This is a genomic window from Phycisphaerae bacterium, assembly GCA_018003015.1.
GTDB lineage: Bacteria > Planctomycetota > Phycisphaerae > UBA1845 > PWPN01 > JAGNEZ01.
Genome location: JAGNEZ010000021.1, coordinates 45074 through 59804 on the forward strand (window position 1 = coordinate 45074; position 14731 = coordinate 59804).

The 14731-nt window shown below is 64.2% G+C and carries 12 protein-coding genes; 8 read left to right on the top strand and 4 right to left on the bottom strand.

All coding sequences use genetic code 11. The features are described from left to right. Positions 1-344: 344 nt before the first annotated feature. From KA354_11405 to KA354_11420, 4 genes are read left to right on the top strand one after another with little or no spacing between them, the layout of a single operon-like run. Entirely contained in the window at positions 345-1229 is an 885-nt protein-coding gene (locus KA354_11405) for a Nif3-like dinuclear metal center hexameric protein (protein ID MBP7935244.1), read from the top strand. A 26-nt stretch (positions 1230-1255) separates the two neighbouring features. Further along, positions 1256-2404 (top strand): Gfo/Idh/MocA family oxidoreductase, encoded by a 1149-nt coding sequence (locus KA354_11410; protein MBP7935245.1) that lies wholly within the window; start codon positions 1256-1258, stop codon positions 2402-2404. A 39-nt stretch (positions 2405-2443) separates the two neighbouring features. Next, positions 2444-2677, top strand: a complete 234-nt coding sequence (locus tag KA354_11415) for a hypothetical protein (protein MBP7935246.1) — start codon at positions 2444-2446, stop codon at positions 2675-2677. 55 nt (positions 2678-2732) lie between these two features. After that, positions 2733-3851: a hypothetical protein gene (locus tag KA354_11420; GenBank protein MBP7935247.1), complete on the top strand. Its 1119-nt coding sequence runs from the start codon at positions 2733-2735 to the stop codon at positions 3849-3851. A gap of 37 nt (positions 3852-3888) precedes the next feature. Here KA354_11420 and KA354_11425 read toward each other — a convergent pair whose 3' ends face one another. Beyond that, the gene (locus KA354_11425) at positions 3889-4899 is read right to left on the bottom strand and encodes a hypothetical protein (GenBank protein MBP7935248.1); all 1011 of its coding nucleotides are present in this window, start codon (positions 4897-4899) and stop codon (positions 3889-3891) included. Between the two features lie 135 nt (positions 4900-5034). Further along, entirely contained in the window at positions 5035-7095 is a 2061-nt protein-coding gene (locus KA354_11430; GenBank protein ID MBP7935249.1) for a TlpA family protein disulfide reductase, read from the bottom strand. Between the two features lie 255 nt (positions 7096-7350). On the opposite strand from KA354_11430, the gene KA354_11435 reads away from it, so the two are divergent. The 4 genes from KA354_11435 to KA354_11450 all read left to right on the top strand — a co-directional run bounded on the left by KA354_11435 (position 7351) and on the right by KA354_11450 (position 11718). Further along, on the top strand, positions 7351-8298 hold the full coding sequence (locus tag KA354_11435; protein ID MBP7935250.1) for an ABC transporter ATP-binding protein: 948 nt from the start codon (positions 7351-7353) through the stop codon (positions 8296-8298). Positions 8299-8303: 5 nt separating this feature from the next. Continuing rightward, positions 8304-9119: an ABC transporter permease subunit gene (locus KA354_11440; GenBank protein MBP7935251.1), complete on the top strand. Its 816-nt coding sequence runs from the start codon at positions 8304-8306 to the stop codon at positions 9117-9119. Between the two features lie 276 nt (positions 9120-9395). Beyond that, positions 9396-10136: a nucleotide exchange factor GrpE gene (gene grpE / locus KA354_11445; GenBank protein MBP7935252.1), complete on the top strand. Its 741-nt coding sequence runs from the start codon at positions 9396-9398 to the stop codon at positions 10134-10136. Positions 10137-10140: 4 nt separating this feature from the next. Continuing rightward, the gene (locus tag KA354_11450) at positions 10141-11718 is read left to right on the top strand and encodes an Hsp70 family protein (GenBank protein MBP7935253.1); all 1578 of its coding nucleotides are present in this window, start codon (positions 10141-10143) and stop codon (positions 11716-11718) included. Between the two features lie 183 nt (positions 11719-11901). On the opposite strand, the gene KA354_11455 is transcribed toward KA354_11450, so the two are convergent. Both KA354_11455 and KA354_11460 read right to left on the bottom strand, forming a co-directional pair. Then, positions 11902-12606, bottom strand: coding sequence for a response regulator (locus KA354_11455; GenBank protein MBP7935254.1), 705 nt, complete (start codon positions 12604-12606; stop codon positions 11902-11904). A 376-nt stretch (positions 12607-12982) separates the two neighbouring features. After that, positions 12983-14455, bottom strand: coding sequence for an amidohydrolase (locus KA354_11460; GenBank protein MBP7935255.1), 1473 nt, complete (start codon positions 14453-14455; stop codon positions 12983-12985). Positions 14456-14731 lie beyond the last annotated feature (276 nt).

Here is a 14731-nt window from a genome sequence, read left to right on the forward strand (position 1 = left end):
CTGAGCCGCGTGACAGTTCGGGTCCCAGCTCGCTCAGGAGGGAATGCAAGTGAACGAACCCACAAGTGGACGCTGATGGTCCCTCTTCAGGCCCGCGCCCGTGGTTCCCGCCGGAGTGCCGGGTGACTTGTATGAATGTCTACGGAGGGGCATCAGTAAGGCGTGCACCTCTTATCCTGCCGAACCAGATTGTAGCAGTTTAAATCCCCAAAGACAGGTTTTTCTGTCGCTTCCATCCGGTGGAGACTGACGGCTGAAAGCTGGGATCGCCGACGGCTGGCCGTTTTGCCCTCCCAGCCGGTACAATGCCGGGGCCGTGTGGTTGCGGCCGAGGAGTGAAGCCCATGGATCGCAGAGCGTTCATCAGAAGCGGGTTATTGGGAGCGGCGGCCGCGGTTTCGGCCAACTCGTTGCGGGCCCAGTCGGGCGGGAGTGCCGGCCGGGTGACTGCCCAGGACGTCCACGATTATCTGATGCGTCTGGGTCCATGGGTGGACCTGAAGGATACGGTGGACACCTTCAAGGCCGGTGATCCGGCCACGGTGGTCAAGAAGATGGCCGTCGCCTGGATGAGCTACACCTGGGCTTTGCGCCAGGCGGTTGAGCAGGGCTGCAACCTGTTCGTGTGCCACGAGCCGACCTTTTACGATCATGTCGACAAGGACGAGTCGGTTTTCGCCTTTGAAGCCGCCCGCAAGAAACGCGAGTTCGTGCGTGAAAGCAAGCTGGTCATTGTCCGCTGTCATGACGTCTGGGACCGCGTGGAGAAGGAGGGCATTCCCTCCGCCTGGGCAGAGTTTCTGGGGCTCACCCGGCTGGTGAGGAAGGACACCTTCTGCCACGTGTACGAGGTTCCGAGCACGACGGTCCACGATTTTGCCCGGGAGGTGGCGGCGAAGGTCGCGTTTCTCGGCCAGCAGGCTGTCGAGCTCATTGGCCCGGAGAGCAAGCAGATCCGCACGGTGGCGATCGGTACCGGGGCGATCACGCCGTTCCGGCGGATGGTGGGCGAACTGAAGGCCGATCTGGTCATTGCCACCGACGACGGCTTCTGCTACTGGCGCGACGGGGCCCTGGCCGTGGATATGGAATACCCGGTGATCGTCGTCCATCACGGTTGCTCGGAGGAGTTTGGCCTGCGTAAGCTGGCCGATCATTTGACCCGGGCCTTTCCGGCCGTGCCGGTGATGTTCATTCCCGAGAAATGCATGTTCAAGACCATTGCGTGAAAGACGAGGGAGCAGCCATGGGACAAGTGAAGACCCATACCGTTGGCATCATCATGAACGGCGTTACCGGACGCATGGGCACCAACCAGCATCTGATGCGCTCGATCGTGGCGATCATCAAGCAAGGGGGGGTGAGGATCGGCGAGGGGGAGGTCATCATGCCCGATCCCATCTTGGTTGGGCGTAATCCGGTCAAGCTCGAGAAGCTGGCGGCCATGTCTGGCGTTGCCGCATGGACGACGGACGTGACCAAGGCCCTGGCCGATCCACGGTATACGGTTTACTTCGACGCCCAGACGACCGACCGTCGTGTGGCTGCGGTGAAGCAAGCGATCGCCGCGGGGAAGCACGTTTATTGTGAGAAGCCCACCGCGCTATCCACCGCGGAAGCCCTGGAGCTGTATCGGCTGGCTACCAAGGCTGGCGTCAAGCACGGGGTGGTTCAGGACAAGCTCTGGCTGCCCGGTCTGTTGAAGCTCAAGATGCTGCGTGATATGGGCTTCTTCGGGCGGATCCTGTCGGTTCGCGGCGAGTTTGGCTACTGGGTCTTCGAAGGTGATGTTGTTCCCTGCCAGCGGCCGTCCTGGAACTACCGCAAGGCCGACGGCGGCGGCATCATCTTCGACATGCTCTGCCACTGGCGTTACGTGCTCGACAATCTCTTTGGTCCAGTCAAGAGTGTCTCCTGCCTGGGGGCGACGCACATTCCCAAGCGTTGGGACGAAAACGGCCGGCCCTACGACTGCGACACCGATGATGCCGCGTATGCCACCTTTGAGATCGAAGGGGGGATCATTGCCCACATGAACTCCTCGTGGTGTGTGCGTGTGCGGCGTGACGACCTGCTCACGCTGCAGGTGGACGGCACCCAGGGCAGCGCTGTGGCCGGGTTGCGGCAATGCCTGATCCAGCCGGCGGCGGCCACGCCGCGCCCGGTCTGGAATCCGGACGTTGACAGTCCGATCAACCACTTCGACACCTGGGGGCCCGTGCCGACGACCATGGACTACGACAATGCGTTCAAAGTGGAGTGGGCGCTTTTCCTCAAGCATGTGGTCAAGGGTGATCCCTTCCGATGGAGTCTGCTCGAAGGTGCCAAAGGTGTGCAGCTCGCCGAGAAGGGACTGGAGTCCTGGCGGAAGCGGGCGTGGGTTGAGTTGCCGGCGATCGGGTGACCTGGCCGCTCACTCCGTGTTGTCTGGTCGCAGGTACTCATGGCCGATGGGATCTCGTCCGGCCTCGGCGTACTTGTCGAACCACTTGAACAGCCGGGTTCGCAGGGTGACCAGCCGCTGGCGGTATTCGGGCTGGTCGGCCGGGTTGGTGGTTTCGCCGGCGTCCTTCTGGAGATCGTAGAGCTCGTGGGGCCCGCCGCATGCGGCAACATGGACTCCAGTCGGACGGACATTCCGGGTTTCAGCATAGCCATCCTCTCTCGTATCGGCTAGATTGACCTGTTGCCGACTGAAGCCGTGGGGGACGGTTCATGAGAGGTTGCCATCCATGATGACCATGTCTGAGGGTTGCGGGCGGTTCAATCGACGGGTGTGTCTCCAAGGTGCCGGTGCCGGGCTATTGGGGCTGGTGGTCAACGGGCCGCGTGCGGCCGGGGCTGCCGAATCCAGCAACGTGATCGAGTTTGAGAAGACGCTCTTCGCCCAGCGGGAGGCGTTCTATCGCCGCCGCAGGGTTGATATGGTCAGGGCCGGTTTTCGGCCGGTGGGTGGGAAGGTGGCCGACTTTGCCGTGGCGGAGGGCCTGGGCCGCTTTCACTTCTTCTACATCGAGCGGCGGCTGCAGGAGGGGACACCGTTCTATCCGGGTCACGAGATCTACCTGGGTCATGCCTCGACGGCCGACTTCACTGACTGGGAGGTGCACGATCCGGCGATGATCGTTCGGCCGGACAGTTGGGAGGAAGCTCACCTCTGGGCCCCGTGCATTGTTCGCCGGGGCGACCGGTTCGTCATGGCGTACACAGGGGTGAATCGGTACATCAGCCAGGACATCGGCTTTGCGTCGAGCGAGGACCTGTTCACATGGCAGCGGTGGAACAGCAATCCGCTGTCGCCCTGCAAGGGCAAGTCGTGGGCTTTCTGGCGCGTTGACGGGATTTCCAGCTGCCGCGACCCCAGCATCTGCGCGAATGGAGGCGTTTACTGGCTGATTTACACCGCGAACACCCGAGAAGGTGCCTCGTGTATCGCGATGGTCTCGAGCACCGATTTCCGCGACTGGCGGGACCACGGCCCGATCTGCGTCGGACCGGCTGACGGCTATGAAGCCCGACTGGAGGGTGGGCATCCTCAAGGCAGCCTCGAATCGGCCAGCCTGTTGAACCGCGCGGGCCGGTGGATCCTGCTGGTCAAGGCCAAGGTTCGCGGCGACAGCACGTACTCGTGGATCATCGAGAGTGACAGGAACGACGCCTTTGATTTTGGCAGGCGCCGGTCTTTCTGGCCGGGGGCGGTCGGCATCGAGGTGATCCGGGACCGAGGTGAGCGGTCGCTTCTCAGTACCTTCTGCGAGGGGTGCATCCGACTGGGGGTGGTCGACTGGAGTGACAGCCGGCCGACGGGCAGGTTCATTGCGAGTGAGGATGAGCTGAAGGAGTGGCTGTAGCCTGGGGCTTGGGGTGGTTGCGGGCGCGGGCATCAGGCTATTGCGGACGTGTTGAGCCGACCCGCGTCTTGAGCAACTCGATGGCCCGGCGTTCCTGCTCGTCCAGTTGCTCGAGCAGCGACTTCTTTCGCAGGTCGAACGATCGGAAAGGCTCGCCGCCTTGGCGTTGGGAGCCGTTGTGCAGGCACCAAGCGGCGGCTCCTCCTCGCCGGGCGCCTTGGGCGTCCGTCAGGAAATCCTCCGCTCGGGGCTGCCAGTCGGCGTAGCCGCGACGGAACGGTTCCTGGTAGTTGACGGGGACCACCCGTCCCAGGGCCCGCATCCGGGCGAAGTATCGGCGGGTTGTCTCCTCGGTGCTGGCGGGCGAAGCGGCATCGCGCGGCCGGTGTGGGCAGATGAAGTCCACCTTGACCTTGAGCAAGTAGTCGCGCAGTTCGCGTTCATCGATGTCGCCGCCTTGGGACGCGGTGACCAGCAGGGTGGGATCGGCCTGTCTGGCGGCCGCACGGAGCTTGACGAGATCATCGAAACTGACGTATCGGGGGTCACGGATGTTGCGTTCGTTGGCGAGGTCGAGGTACCAGTTGCGGTGTGGGCGCAGGGTGGCCGTGATCGTCTCGACCGCCCGGCGATGACTGTCGAATGTTGCCAGGTATCCCGGCTTCCTGCCGTCGGGGGAGGCCCGCTGCGGGGCGAGCGTCACGTCCACGACGAGCCCGGCCCGATCGCATTTGGCGACCAGGGCCTTGAGGCGTGTCATGTAGGGCTCGCGAGCTTTCCCTTGAGCATCGACCGCGGAAGCGTTGTTCTCGCCGGAGTGCCAGGTAGCCCACACCCGGATCCAGTTGAATCCGCTTTCCCGGAGGCGAGCCAGGTCGCGATGAACGGTTTCGTCGGAGGCATCCAAGCCGCCGTAGTAGCTGATGCCGAGGAGGAAGACCGGCCGGCCGTTCAATGTGAATTGGGTGTCCTTCACGCCCAGTTCCGTTCCCGCCTGAAGCGATGGGCTCATCAGCAGCAGGAGCATGACTACCCGTTGACTCGGCATGAGACGACTCCTTTGGGAATGAGGTTGGCGTATTGTATCCTCGGCGGTGGCTGAGTCGATCCTGCGGTCGAGTGCGAGGTTTCGAGGCTGCACCGGGAGACGTTGCCGAAGTGGAGCCGGATGGTCCGGGAGCGCTCACTTGCGGGTTATTGTCTTCACTCTAATCTCGCGTCCGCCGGGGCCCTCGGCCGAGTAAGCGACCCACAGCGTGCCTGCGGCGTCGTATGTGGCGGACGGGAAGCGGGGATTTCCGTCTGCCTCGATCTCGGTTGCGTCGGACCATTTCGATTGCAGGGGGCTCCAGCTTGCCAGTTGCAGCGTCCAGCCTGTGCGGCGCTGATTCTGACTCCACACCAGGCTGACGGTTTGGTCGGGGGCGACGGCCAGGATGGGTGTGCACACGTTGGTGCTCGGGGGGCTCAGTGCCTGGGCGGGCTGGGGGCGGGTGGCGCTCATGTCTCGTTGGGTGACCTGGACCGTCTTGCGGTTGGCGCCCGCGTCGTCATCCCAGCCGAGTGCGTCCCAAGCGCACCAGATCTGGTCCTTGCGGTCGACGACGAGGGTGGGAGTGACGTCGATGGATCGCCCGCTGACGTGCCTGGCCTGGCCGAGGCGGAGGTCCTGGCCGACCTCGCGGAGGAAGATCGTTGGGCACTCGGCATCCCGGGTGTAGCCCGGTGGCGTGTGATAATCCCAGCTCCAGCCCAGGAGGATGCCGTCACGATAGGCCGCGACGGTCGGATCGCTGTGGTCTTCGTAGTTGGGCACATCCGTCGGGCTGACCTGCATTTCCGGCGACCATTCTTTCCCGTCGTACCGCCGGACATACACCTCCTTGTCGCGCGAGAACCGACCCATTCTGTGCCAGCGGTAGTACGTGCACCAGATCCGTCCTTTTCGGTCGCAGGCCATTCTCGCGTGCATGGCGTCGTTGTCGGCGTGGCTGAGCTGCATGGCGGGGGCCGGTTTGCCGGTCGCGTCCAAGGAGGTGACGAACACGTTGTATTTCTTGCCGTCGGAGTTGCTTGTCCAGCTGATCCAGGCCTGTTTCTGGTGGTCGACGAGGACCGAGGCGTCGAACTCGTCGGCCTCGGTGGCGGCCACCGGTCGGTCCTGCGACCAGCCCCGGCCGTCGTGGACCCGTACGAAGATGTCGTTGTTGCCCCGACGGTTGCCGGAGAAGACGAGGTAAGTGGTTTTGTCCGGTCCGCAGGCCAAAGCGGGGAACCGTTCCGAAGGGCGCGCCTTGTCGATTTCGCCCGACCGTTCCAGTGTTGCCCGCATGTACGATACCCCGTCGCGAACGATCACCTGGGCTTCCGGTTGGGGCTGGACGAGGTTCTCGAGGCTGGCGGCCAGGGAGGTCATTTTCGGGTTGTTGGCCCGGTAGACCACTTGACCCGAGTGATCGACGAGCATGATGAAGGTCCACCCATCGGGGTTGTACCTCTTTTCGAAGGTGCGATCGGGGTCGAGCACGTTGACAAAGGGTAGCCGGTAGTGCCGCTGGAACTCGAGCGATTCCAGCTCGTTGTCGCCGGAGACGCTGCGGATGAACTGCACGCCGCGCGGTCCGAAGCTGGCGGCCAGATCTGCGAACGGTTCTGCGTCCTGCTGGCATCCGCCGCACCAGCATGCGCCGAGGATGATCGCCACCGGTGTGCGGACATAGTCGCTCGAGCGGATCTCCCGGCCGAAGGTATCCTGGAGCTTGAACTCCAGGGTGGACGTCTCGTGGTCTGGTTCCGGATCTTCCTCTTCGGCTGCCGGTTCCGATGTCGCCCTGGTGCCGGCCTTGGACGGGCCGGTCTTGAACGAGATGGGGTAGGGGATGGCCGGTTCGCCACTTTTGCTGCGGAAGTTCTGGAACCGGTCGCTGTTGATGCTCAGCCAATACTCGTGGTTGGGTTTCAGCCGGACAGGCAGGATACACGTGCGAGCGTTGATCCAGCGGGGCTTGTCTCGTGTGGTGGGGAAGGTGGGTCCACCGCCAACCCAGGAGAAGCCGCGGGTGTTCATGTCCTGATCGAAGGTGACACGGATCGAGCTGAGGGCGGGGTCGACACTGGTTGCGTCCGGCAACGGGGTGGAGGTAGTGACTCTCGGCGGGGCGGCGGGCGCCGGGGTCCCGGTGGCGGCCAGGGCCGCTGCGGACAGCAGGGCATTGCGGAGGAGTAGCAGGCTGGCTTTTGGCATGATTGGCGTCTCCCTGGCCGACGATGGCTGCGGAGGAGTCTACCGGCGGCATGTTACCGTCATGTTACCGGGGGATCCCGGACTGATCTATTCTGGGTTGTAGGGTCTGGTGGCTGAAGGAATCGCTGTCCAGTGTTGGTGTGCTGGCGGGCTTGGCGAAGCGTCTTGTCGGGTGTTCTCGAGATAGCGTCGGTCCGGGCTACGGTCCCTGTTGCGGGGCGAGTGTGTGGGTTATAACCGTGTTGAGGCGTACGGGTGCGGCTGATCGGGTCGTCGGACTGGATTTCGATCCAGCGGGCGGGGTGTTGGGGTCTTGCGGTGGATGCGATCGTTGCGGAGTCACTGACGCGGCGGTACGGCCGGCGGACCGGAATTGAGGAGCTCAACCTGGTGGTGCGGGAGGGGGTCCTGTCCGGTTTTCTCGGTCCCAATGGTGCCGGGAAAACGACTACGATCCGCGTACTTCTCGGGTTCCTGCGTCCGACCTCGGGCCGGGCGAGCTTGTTTGGCCTGGACTGCTGGCAGCGCTCACACCGGGCGAAGGCGGAGGTGGGCTACCTTCCGGGTGACCTCCGCCTCCATCCCTGGATGGACGGGCGGCAGGCCCTTCGGCTCTTCGGGGCGATCCGGCGTCGCGATCTGATGGTTGAGGGGCGCCGTCTGGCTGAGGAGTTCAATCTCGACCTCCGCGTCAAGGCCCGGCAGATGTCGCGGGGCATGAGACAGAAACTTGGCCTGATCCTGGCCATGGCTCACCGGCCGCGTCTGCTGATCCTGGATGAGCCGACCACGGCTCTTGATCCGCTGATGCAGGAGCAGCTGCACGGTCATCTTCGCGAACTGGCGGCTGCCGGGCACACGGTTTTCTTCTCCAGCCACACGCTCAGTGAGGTGGAGCAGCTGTGCGACCGGGTGGCCATCGTGCGTGAAGGGCGGGTGATTGTGGACGCCGGTCTTGACGAGCTCCGCGGCCGTTCGCGGCGGGAGGTCATGATCCGGTGGAAGGGCGTGGCCCAGGCCGAGCAGGTTCCGCCGCCGTTTCTCGAGGTTCGCCGGCGTGATGGGCAGACCTGGAGCTGTCTGCTGGCCGGCTCTCCGGAGGATCTGCTGCAATGGGCTGCTGGCCGGCCGATCGAGGATTTCAGCGTTGGACGACCGGATCTGGACACGCTGTTTCGCGGGTACTATCGGCAAGGGGGCTAGGCGCCATGAACAGGGGTCTGCTGGCCAAGTCGCTGCGTGACGTGGGGTTTCTGACGCTGCTCCTGGGTGCAGGGCTGGGGCTGGCGGAAGCGCTCCTGGCTCGGGCTTTGCCTCGGGTGCAGGAACAGATTGGCGCGGTGCTGTCACAGCTGGTTTTTGTGCAGCGCATTCTACAGGCGTTGCTGGGCACGAAGATCTCCGGGGGGCTGGGACCGGAGATGATCGGGGCTCTCACCTGGGTGCATCCGGTGGTTCTGGCTCTGCTGTGGGCTCATGCCATTGCGTACTGCACGCTTGTCCCGGCCGGGGAGGTGGATCGCGGGACGGTCGACATGTTGTTGGGTCTGCCGGTCTCGCGTTGGCAGGTGTACGTGGCAGGGGCGGTGGCGTGGCTCGCGGCGGGCGTTGTTCTCATGTTGATGGCGGTGATCGGGCATCTCATTGGGTGCCGGTTGTCCGCCGAAGGATTGCGGCTTGATCCTCGGCCTCTGACGATGGTTGTGGTCAACCTCTTCAGTTTGTATGTGGCGGTGGGGGGGCTGGCCTGGCTCATTTCCGCGATGAGTGACCGACGTGGGAGGGCGGTCGGCTGGGTTTTGGCTTTCGTGTTGGCTTCGTTTCTGTTGAACTTCCTGGGCCAGTTCTGGCCACTGGCGGATCGCCTGTCGTTCTTGTCGCTGCTGCACTACTACAATCCGCTCTTGATCATCCGCAGTGGGCGCTGGCCGGTGGCTGACATCTTGGTCCTACTTGGCTTGGGGAGCGTGCTCTGGACGGTGGGTGGGTTCGTTTTCGTTCGCCGGGACTTGTCGACCTTGTGAGGAGTTGGCCGGGCCGAAGTGGCCGGGGTCGCTGGCTGGCTTGCCATGCCCCTGTCCTTGATTGCGAAGGGCGGGGGTGGCTGGCTGGCGGCGGTTCGCCGCGTGCGACGGATGTTCGTCTTGCGGCGGTGGGCATTGACGTGATTACCTCTCGCGTCTTGGCCGGGACGGTGTATAATGTGGGGCGACGTTGACGTCCGGTGGCGCGGTTGCTATGCCGGGCGCCGATGCCGCGCAATCTCCATCCGGCTGCAACATCGGGAACGAGGTGTACTTATGGCGAAGAAGAGTACCGCGTCACGAAGCACGGCCACCGCATCGACGGGTAGGGCTGTGGCGACGAAGGCCAAGACGAAACCGGCGTCAGCGGTTGCGGAGAGGTCTCCGGCCGCGGCGAAGGCGGTGAAGCGGGCGGACGACGTCGCCCACAAGGCAGACGCCGCGAAGGGCGCGGGTGCGGGTACGGTCCGCGTGGGAGAGGACAAGGCCGCGGCCTCCCGTATTCTCGCTCGGGCGGAGGCCGATATCACCGCGGCGATTGAAGCGATGAACAACCAGATGAACTCGGCCATGAGTCGGCTGACCGAGTTGGCGGCAGCGCAATGCGGCAAGGGTCACGCGGTGGTGCGGACGGCTCCCCTGGACCGGGCGACGGCCACATTCCAGCGGCTTGTTGCCGAAGTGATCGATGACCAGCTTGCCGAGATGCTGCCGCCGTTGATCAGTCTTCGCAACGAGTTTGCCCAGCGGGTCGATGGCAACGGCCAGGAGGCGGCGGACGACGATTTTGCCCAGCGTGGCAAGGAGACGCTGGACCACGTTTTGATGCTTGCGGGGGTACAGAGCTACGAGCCTCGGCTTGGCGAGCTGTTCGATCCGATTATTCATCTGGCGGTGGGGGAGTGTCATCGTCAGGATCTGGCCGCCAACAGTGTGGGTCAGACTGTCCAGCCCGGTTTCCGCTCTGCGCGCGGCAAGGTTTTGGTGGCCGCGAAGGTGCTGGTCAACAGGAGGTAAGGACATGGCCCGGTTGGGCATCGACTTCGGCACGACCAATACCGTGGCCGCGATCCACGATCGGGGTATGTTCTCGATTGTCCTTCACGGGGCCCAGACCGGCGCGGGTACGGTTGTTCAAGAGACTTATCCTTCGGCCATTCTGGTTGAGCGGGCGACCGGCCGCCAGTGGTTCGGTCTTGAGGCCGAGCGGCGGTTCGCCCAGTTGCCGGCATCGGCGGAGTATCTGTTTGTTCCGTCGCTCAAGCGGCAGCTTCGGGACTACACCGCTCGCGGCGACGGCCACTCGCAGGAGACGGCCGCCCTGCTGACCGGTTTTCTGAGGTCGCTGGCGAGTTCGATCCGTCAGTCGCAGATGATCCCGGACGACGAGTTGCTCGAAACGGTCATCACCTGGCCGGCGAATGCCAACGGCGCCCAGCGGCACATCACCCGGGCCTGCTTCCGGGAGGCGGGTTTCGAGGTCATCGGGACGCTCAACGAACCCACGGCGTCGGCCATCGAACTGGCCGACTGGCTCACGGCCGGCCGCGGCAAGAAGGGTGGCCGCAAGACCGGCAAGGAATCGGAGCCGATGGCGGTGGCGGTTTTCGATCTCGGCGGTGGCACGTTTGACGCATCGCTGGTCTGGATCGAGAACCAGGACTTCCGGGTGATCGCATCTGCGGGGATCGAGGACCTGGGAGGTGACGATTTTGACCGGGTTCTGCTGGAGATGTTTTTGGCCAAGCTGGGTGGGCCAAACCAGGTGATGAGTCCTTTGACGCGGCAGGCCCTGATTCATCAGGCCCGCTCTCAGAAGGAGAGCATCTCGACCGGGGCGGTTCGGAGTCTGTTCCTCAACCCTGCGGACTATGGGCTTGACGGCCGGCCGGTCACGATTCCGGTGGTGGCCTACTACGACCGCATCCGCCCGATGCTGGTGCCGGCGGTCAAGATGCTGAAGGGCGTGATCGAGTCTGCTGCCATCAAGCAGCCGGGCATCGAGGATGGTTCGCGGCTGACCGTCTACCTGGTCGGCGGCTCGTCCAAGCTGCCGCTGGTCGGCCAGATGGTAGCGGAGGCGTTCCCGGCCAGCAAAGTCGTTCTGACCGACAAGCCGTTCCGGTCGGTGGCCATGGGAGCCGCCATCTGCGCGATGGACCGGGTCACCTTTCGCGACGTATTTGCCCGCCACTTCGGCTTGCTCAGGCTTCGCGACCACGGGCGGATCGAGACCTTCGACACCATTTTCCCGGCCGGTACGCCGATTCCGCGTAAGGGTGAGAAGCCTCTTGAAAGGGTTGCCTGGTATCATCCGGCCCACAACGTCGGCCACCTGCGGTATCTGGAGTGCACTGCGATCGGGCGGGACGGGCTGCCCGACGGAAACGTCCGTGCCTGGTCGGACATCTTCTTCCCTTACGATCCGGGCCAGCCGTTGAGTGCCCCGCTCAGCGTAGCGGACATACACGCCACCGATGCTTTCGCCAATCAGCCGGTGTGCGAGGTGTACCGGTGCGATTCCGATGGTGTGATCACCGTGGAGTTGCGGCGGCCGTCCTCGAGCGATGTGCGCTGTTACGAGATCTACGACAACTGATTGCGGACCGTGTGTTCGTTGCACCAGGGTGGTTGCTCAATCGACGGGGAGCTCGTCGGCCGTGATCCCGGTTCCAGTGAAACAGGATTGGTGGCAGCCGAAGTCAGACCGATCGGCGTGGCAGGTCGTCGAAAAGGTTCGTGGAGCGGGCTCTCCTGGGCTATGTTTGAGCCTGTTCGGGCTTCATGTTTCGGATTCTATCGGCTCCCGGAAGGTGTAGCCGACGCCCCGAACGGTTTGCACCCACGCCGCGGCCTCGCCGAGTTTCTTGCGAACGGCGGTGATATGGACGTCGATTGCCCGGTCGGTGACGGCGACTCCCATGCCGAGAGTGGACTCGATGAGCTGCCCGCGGGAGAGGACGCGTCCGTTGGCTCCCATGAGGGCTCGCAGGACTCGGAACTCCATGGCGGTCAGGGACACGCCTTGGCCGTTGACGTGGAGTTCGTGGCGGCCGCTGTCCAGCCGGATCGGCCCGATGGCCAGTACTTGGCTATCCAGCTCCGCGGGTTCCGTTCGTCGGAAGAGGGCGGCGATCCGGGCGAGAAGGACCTTGATGGAGAACGGCTTGGTGACGTAGTCGTCGGCCCCCAAGGCGAAGCCCACCAGGGCATCCGTTTCCTCGCTCTTGGCGGTGAGCATGATCGTGGGGATGGTGGCGGTCAGTGGCTCGCGTTTGAGCTGTTGCAGCACTTCGTCGCCGGAGATTCCCGGGAGCATGCGGTCCAGGAGCAGGAGGTCGGGTGGATCGCGCCGGGCGTTCGCGACCGCCTCGCGGCCGTCGGCCACGCATCGGCAGTTGTACCCTTCGCGCTCCAGATTGAAGCGGAGCATCTTGGCCAGGTCGGCCTCGTCTTCGACGACCAGGATGGTCTTGCCCACGCGCATGGCCTACGGTCCTTTCGGTTCCGACTCGACGTGTATTCTACGTGGTCGGCTGTTAGGAAACCATTTGGGCGTTGTTAGTCCGCGGAGAAAGCTGGAAGCGATGGCTGTTCGGGGTTCGGCGGGAATTGGGTGATGATTCGGGGGGATGGTCGCGTCTTCAACTCTCTTTCGACCAATCACAAGCCGTTTTTCGGGCCATGTGTTACAGTTGGGGGGGGGTGGAATCTGGAGGGGGCGGTCCGGTCGGCTGACCCGCGATGTTGACATGAGCAGAGCCGCTGGTTGTGTGCCCGCCCAGCGCGCGGGTCAGGATTGGGTGTGGCTCGTCGATGCCCCGCCCGGTTCTCTTCGGCCGGTCCTTGCGTCTGACCCCGGGTCAACGATTGTCCGCAGGCGACGGGCGAGTCGGGGGTGACGGCTTGCCCTGTTCCGGTTCGGTGGCAAGGAAGTCGACCGCGAGTGAGCCCAGGGCTCGCGTGCCCACGACCAGGGCGCTCTCGTCGACGTAGAAATCGGGGTTGTGGTTCGGAGCCGCCTTGGCCGGGTCCTGGTCACGTGGGGTGATGCCCAGGCCGATGTACATTCCGGGGGCTACCTTGGCGAAGACGGAGAAGTCCTCGGAGGCTCCGCTCTGCGGCGCCTGGCTCACATGCCCGTCCGCGGCCCGCCTCAGCACCGGCAGCATCCGCGTCGTCAGGGCTTCGTCGTTGATGGTCACGTCGTAGAGGCTGGTGATCGAAACCTCTGCCTTCGCGCCCGCGCTCTCGGCGATCTTCTCGGCGGTGACCCGGACATCGCGAATGACCTGCTGGCGAACCTTCTCATGGTAGGTCCGGATGGTGCCGGACAGGCGCACCGTCTCGGGCACGATATTGGGTCTGGTTCCGCCGCTGATCACGCCGATGGTCACGACGGCGGGGGAGGCGGTGAGATTGGTTTTCCGGCTGACCACGGTCTGCAGGTCCAAGATGACCTGGGCCGAGGTGGTGATCGGGTCTACCGCGTACCACGGCATACCGCCGTGGCCCTGCTTGCCGGTGATGGTTATTTCAAGGGTGTCGCTGCTCGCGGTGACCGCGCCGCCGCGGTAGAAGATTTGGCCAGCAGGGCCGGGACCGACGTGCAGGCCGAAAATGGCGTCCGGCCTGTTTTTCTCGAACACGCCCTCTTCCAGCATCAACCGCGCCCCCCAGGCTTTTCCCGAGGAAGGCCCAAACAGGCTGGATCCCTCCTCCGCCGGCTGGAAGATGAACATGACCGTACCGGGCAGCTCATTCCTCAGCCCAGCCAGGACCTCTGCCGTTCCCATGAGCATGGCGGTATGGGTGTCATGCCCGCAGGCGTGCATGACGTCGACCTCGTTGCCCAGGTACTGACCCTTGGCCCGGGACGCGAAGGGCAGCCTCGGTGGTTCCTTGACCGGGAGGGCGTCCATGTCGGCACGCAGGGCGACGGTCCGGCCGGGCTTTCTGCCGGTGAGGATTCCCACAACACCGGTCCGGGCCACGCCGGTGCGCACCTCAAGACCCAGATCGCGCAGGTGCTCCGCGACGACACCCGCGGTCCTGTTTTCCTGGTCGCCGAGTTCCGGGTGCTCGTGGATGTCTCTGCGCCACTGAATGATCTTCGGTTCGACGGCCGCTGCTCCCCGGCGAACCGCGGCTTCAAGGCTGCTGTTGGCGGGCTGGTCGGCGGTGACGAGCGTGACCGGTTCCTGGTGGAGCGGCTCCACGGTCATTGCACCGGAGCCGGGTCCACCGCGTTGATCCTTGGTTGAAGCTGGCGGTTGCGCGGCTGCGGTGAAGCAAACGAGGCCTATCGCGAGAATCGTCGCCAAGGCACGGATCATGTTCAGTTCCTCAACCGAGATGTTCTCGGACGGCGATGCCCGGCTCCTCCGTCGGGCCGCGGACGGTCATCATACCGCACCGCTTGTTGCTGCTGCCACCTTCCCGGGTCTGTCCGGCGTGTCGTGGTACGGGTACAGGGTCGGGGTGGTTGGCGCCACTGGGTTGCTCTGTAGAATAGCGGATGAATCGCCGCCGATCGATCGGGCCGCCGTTTGAAACCGTCTGGAAAGCGCTGAACCGAGGTGGGAGGGTGTATTCGCTTCGGTCGTTCGCCG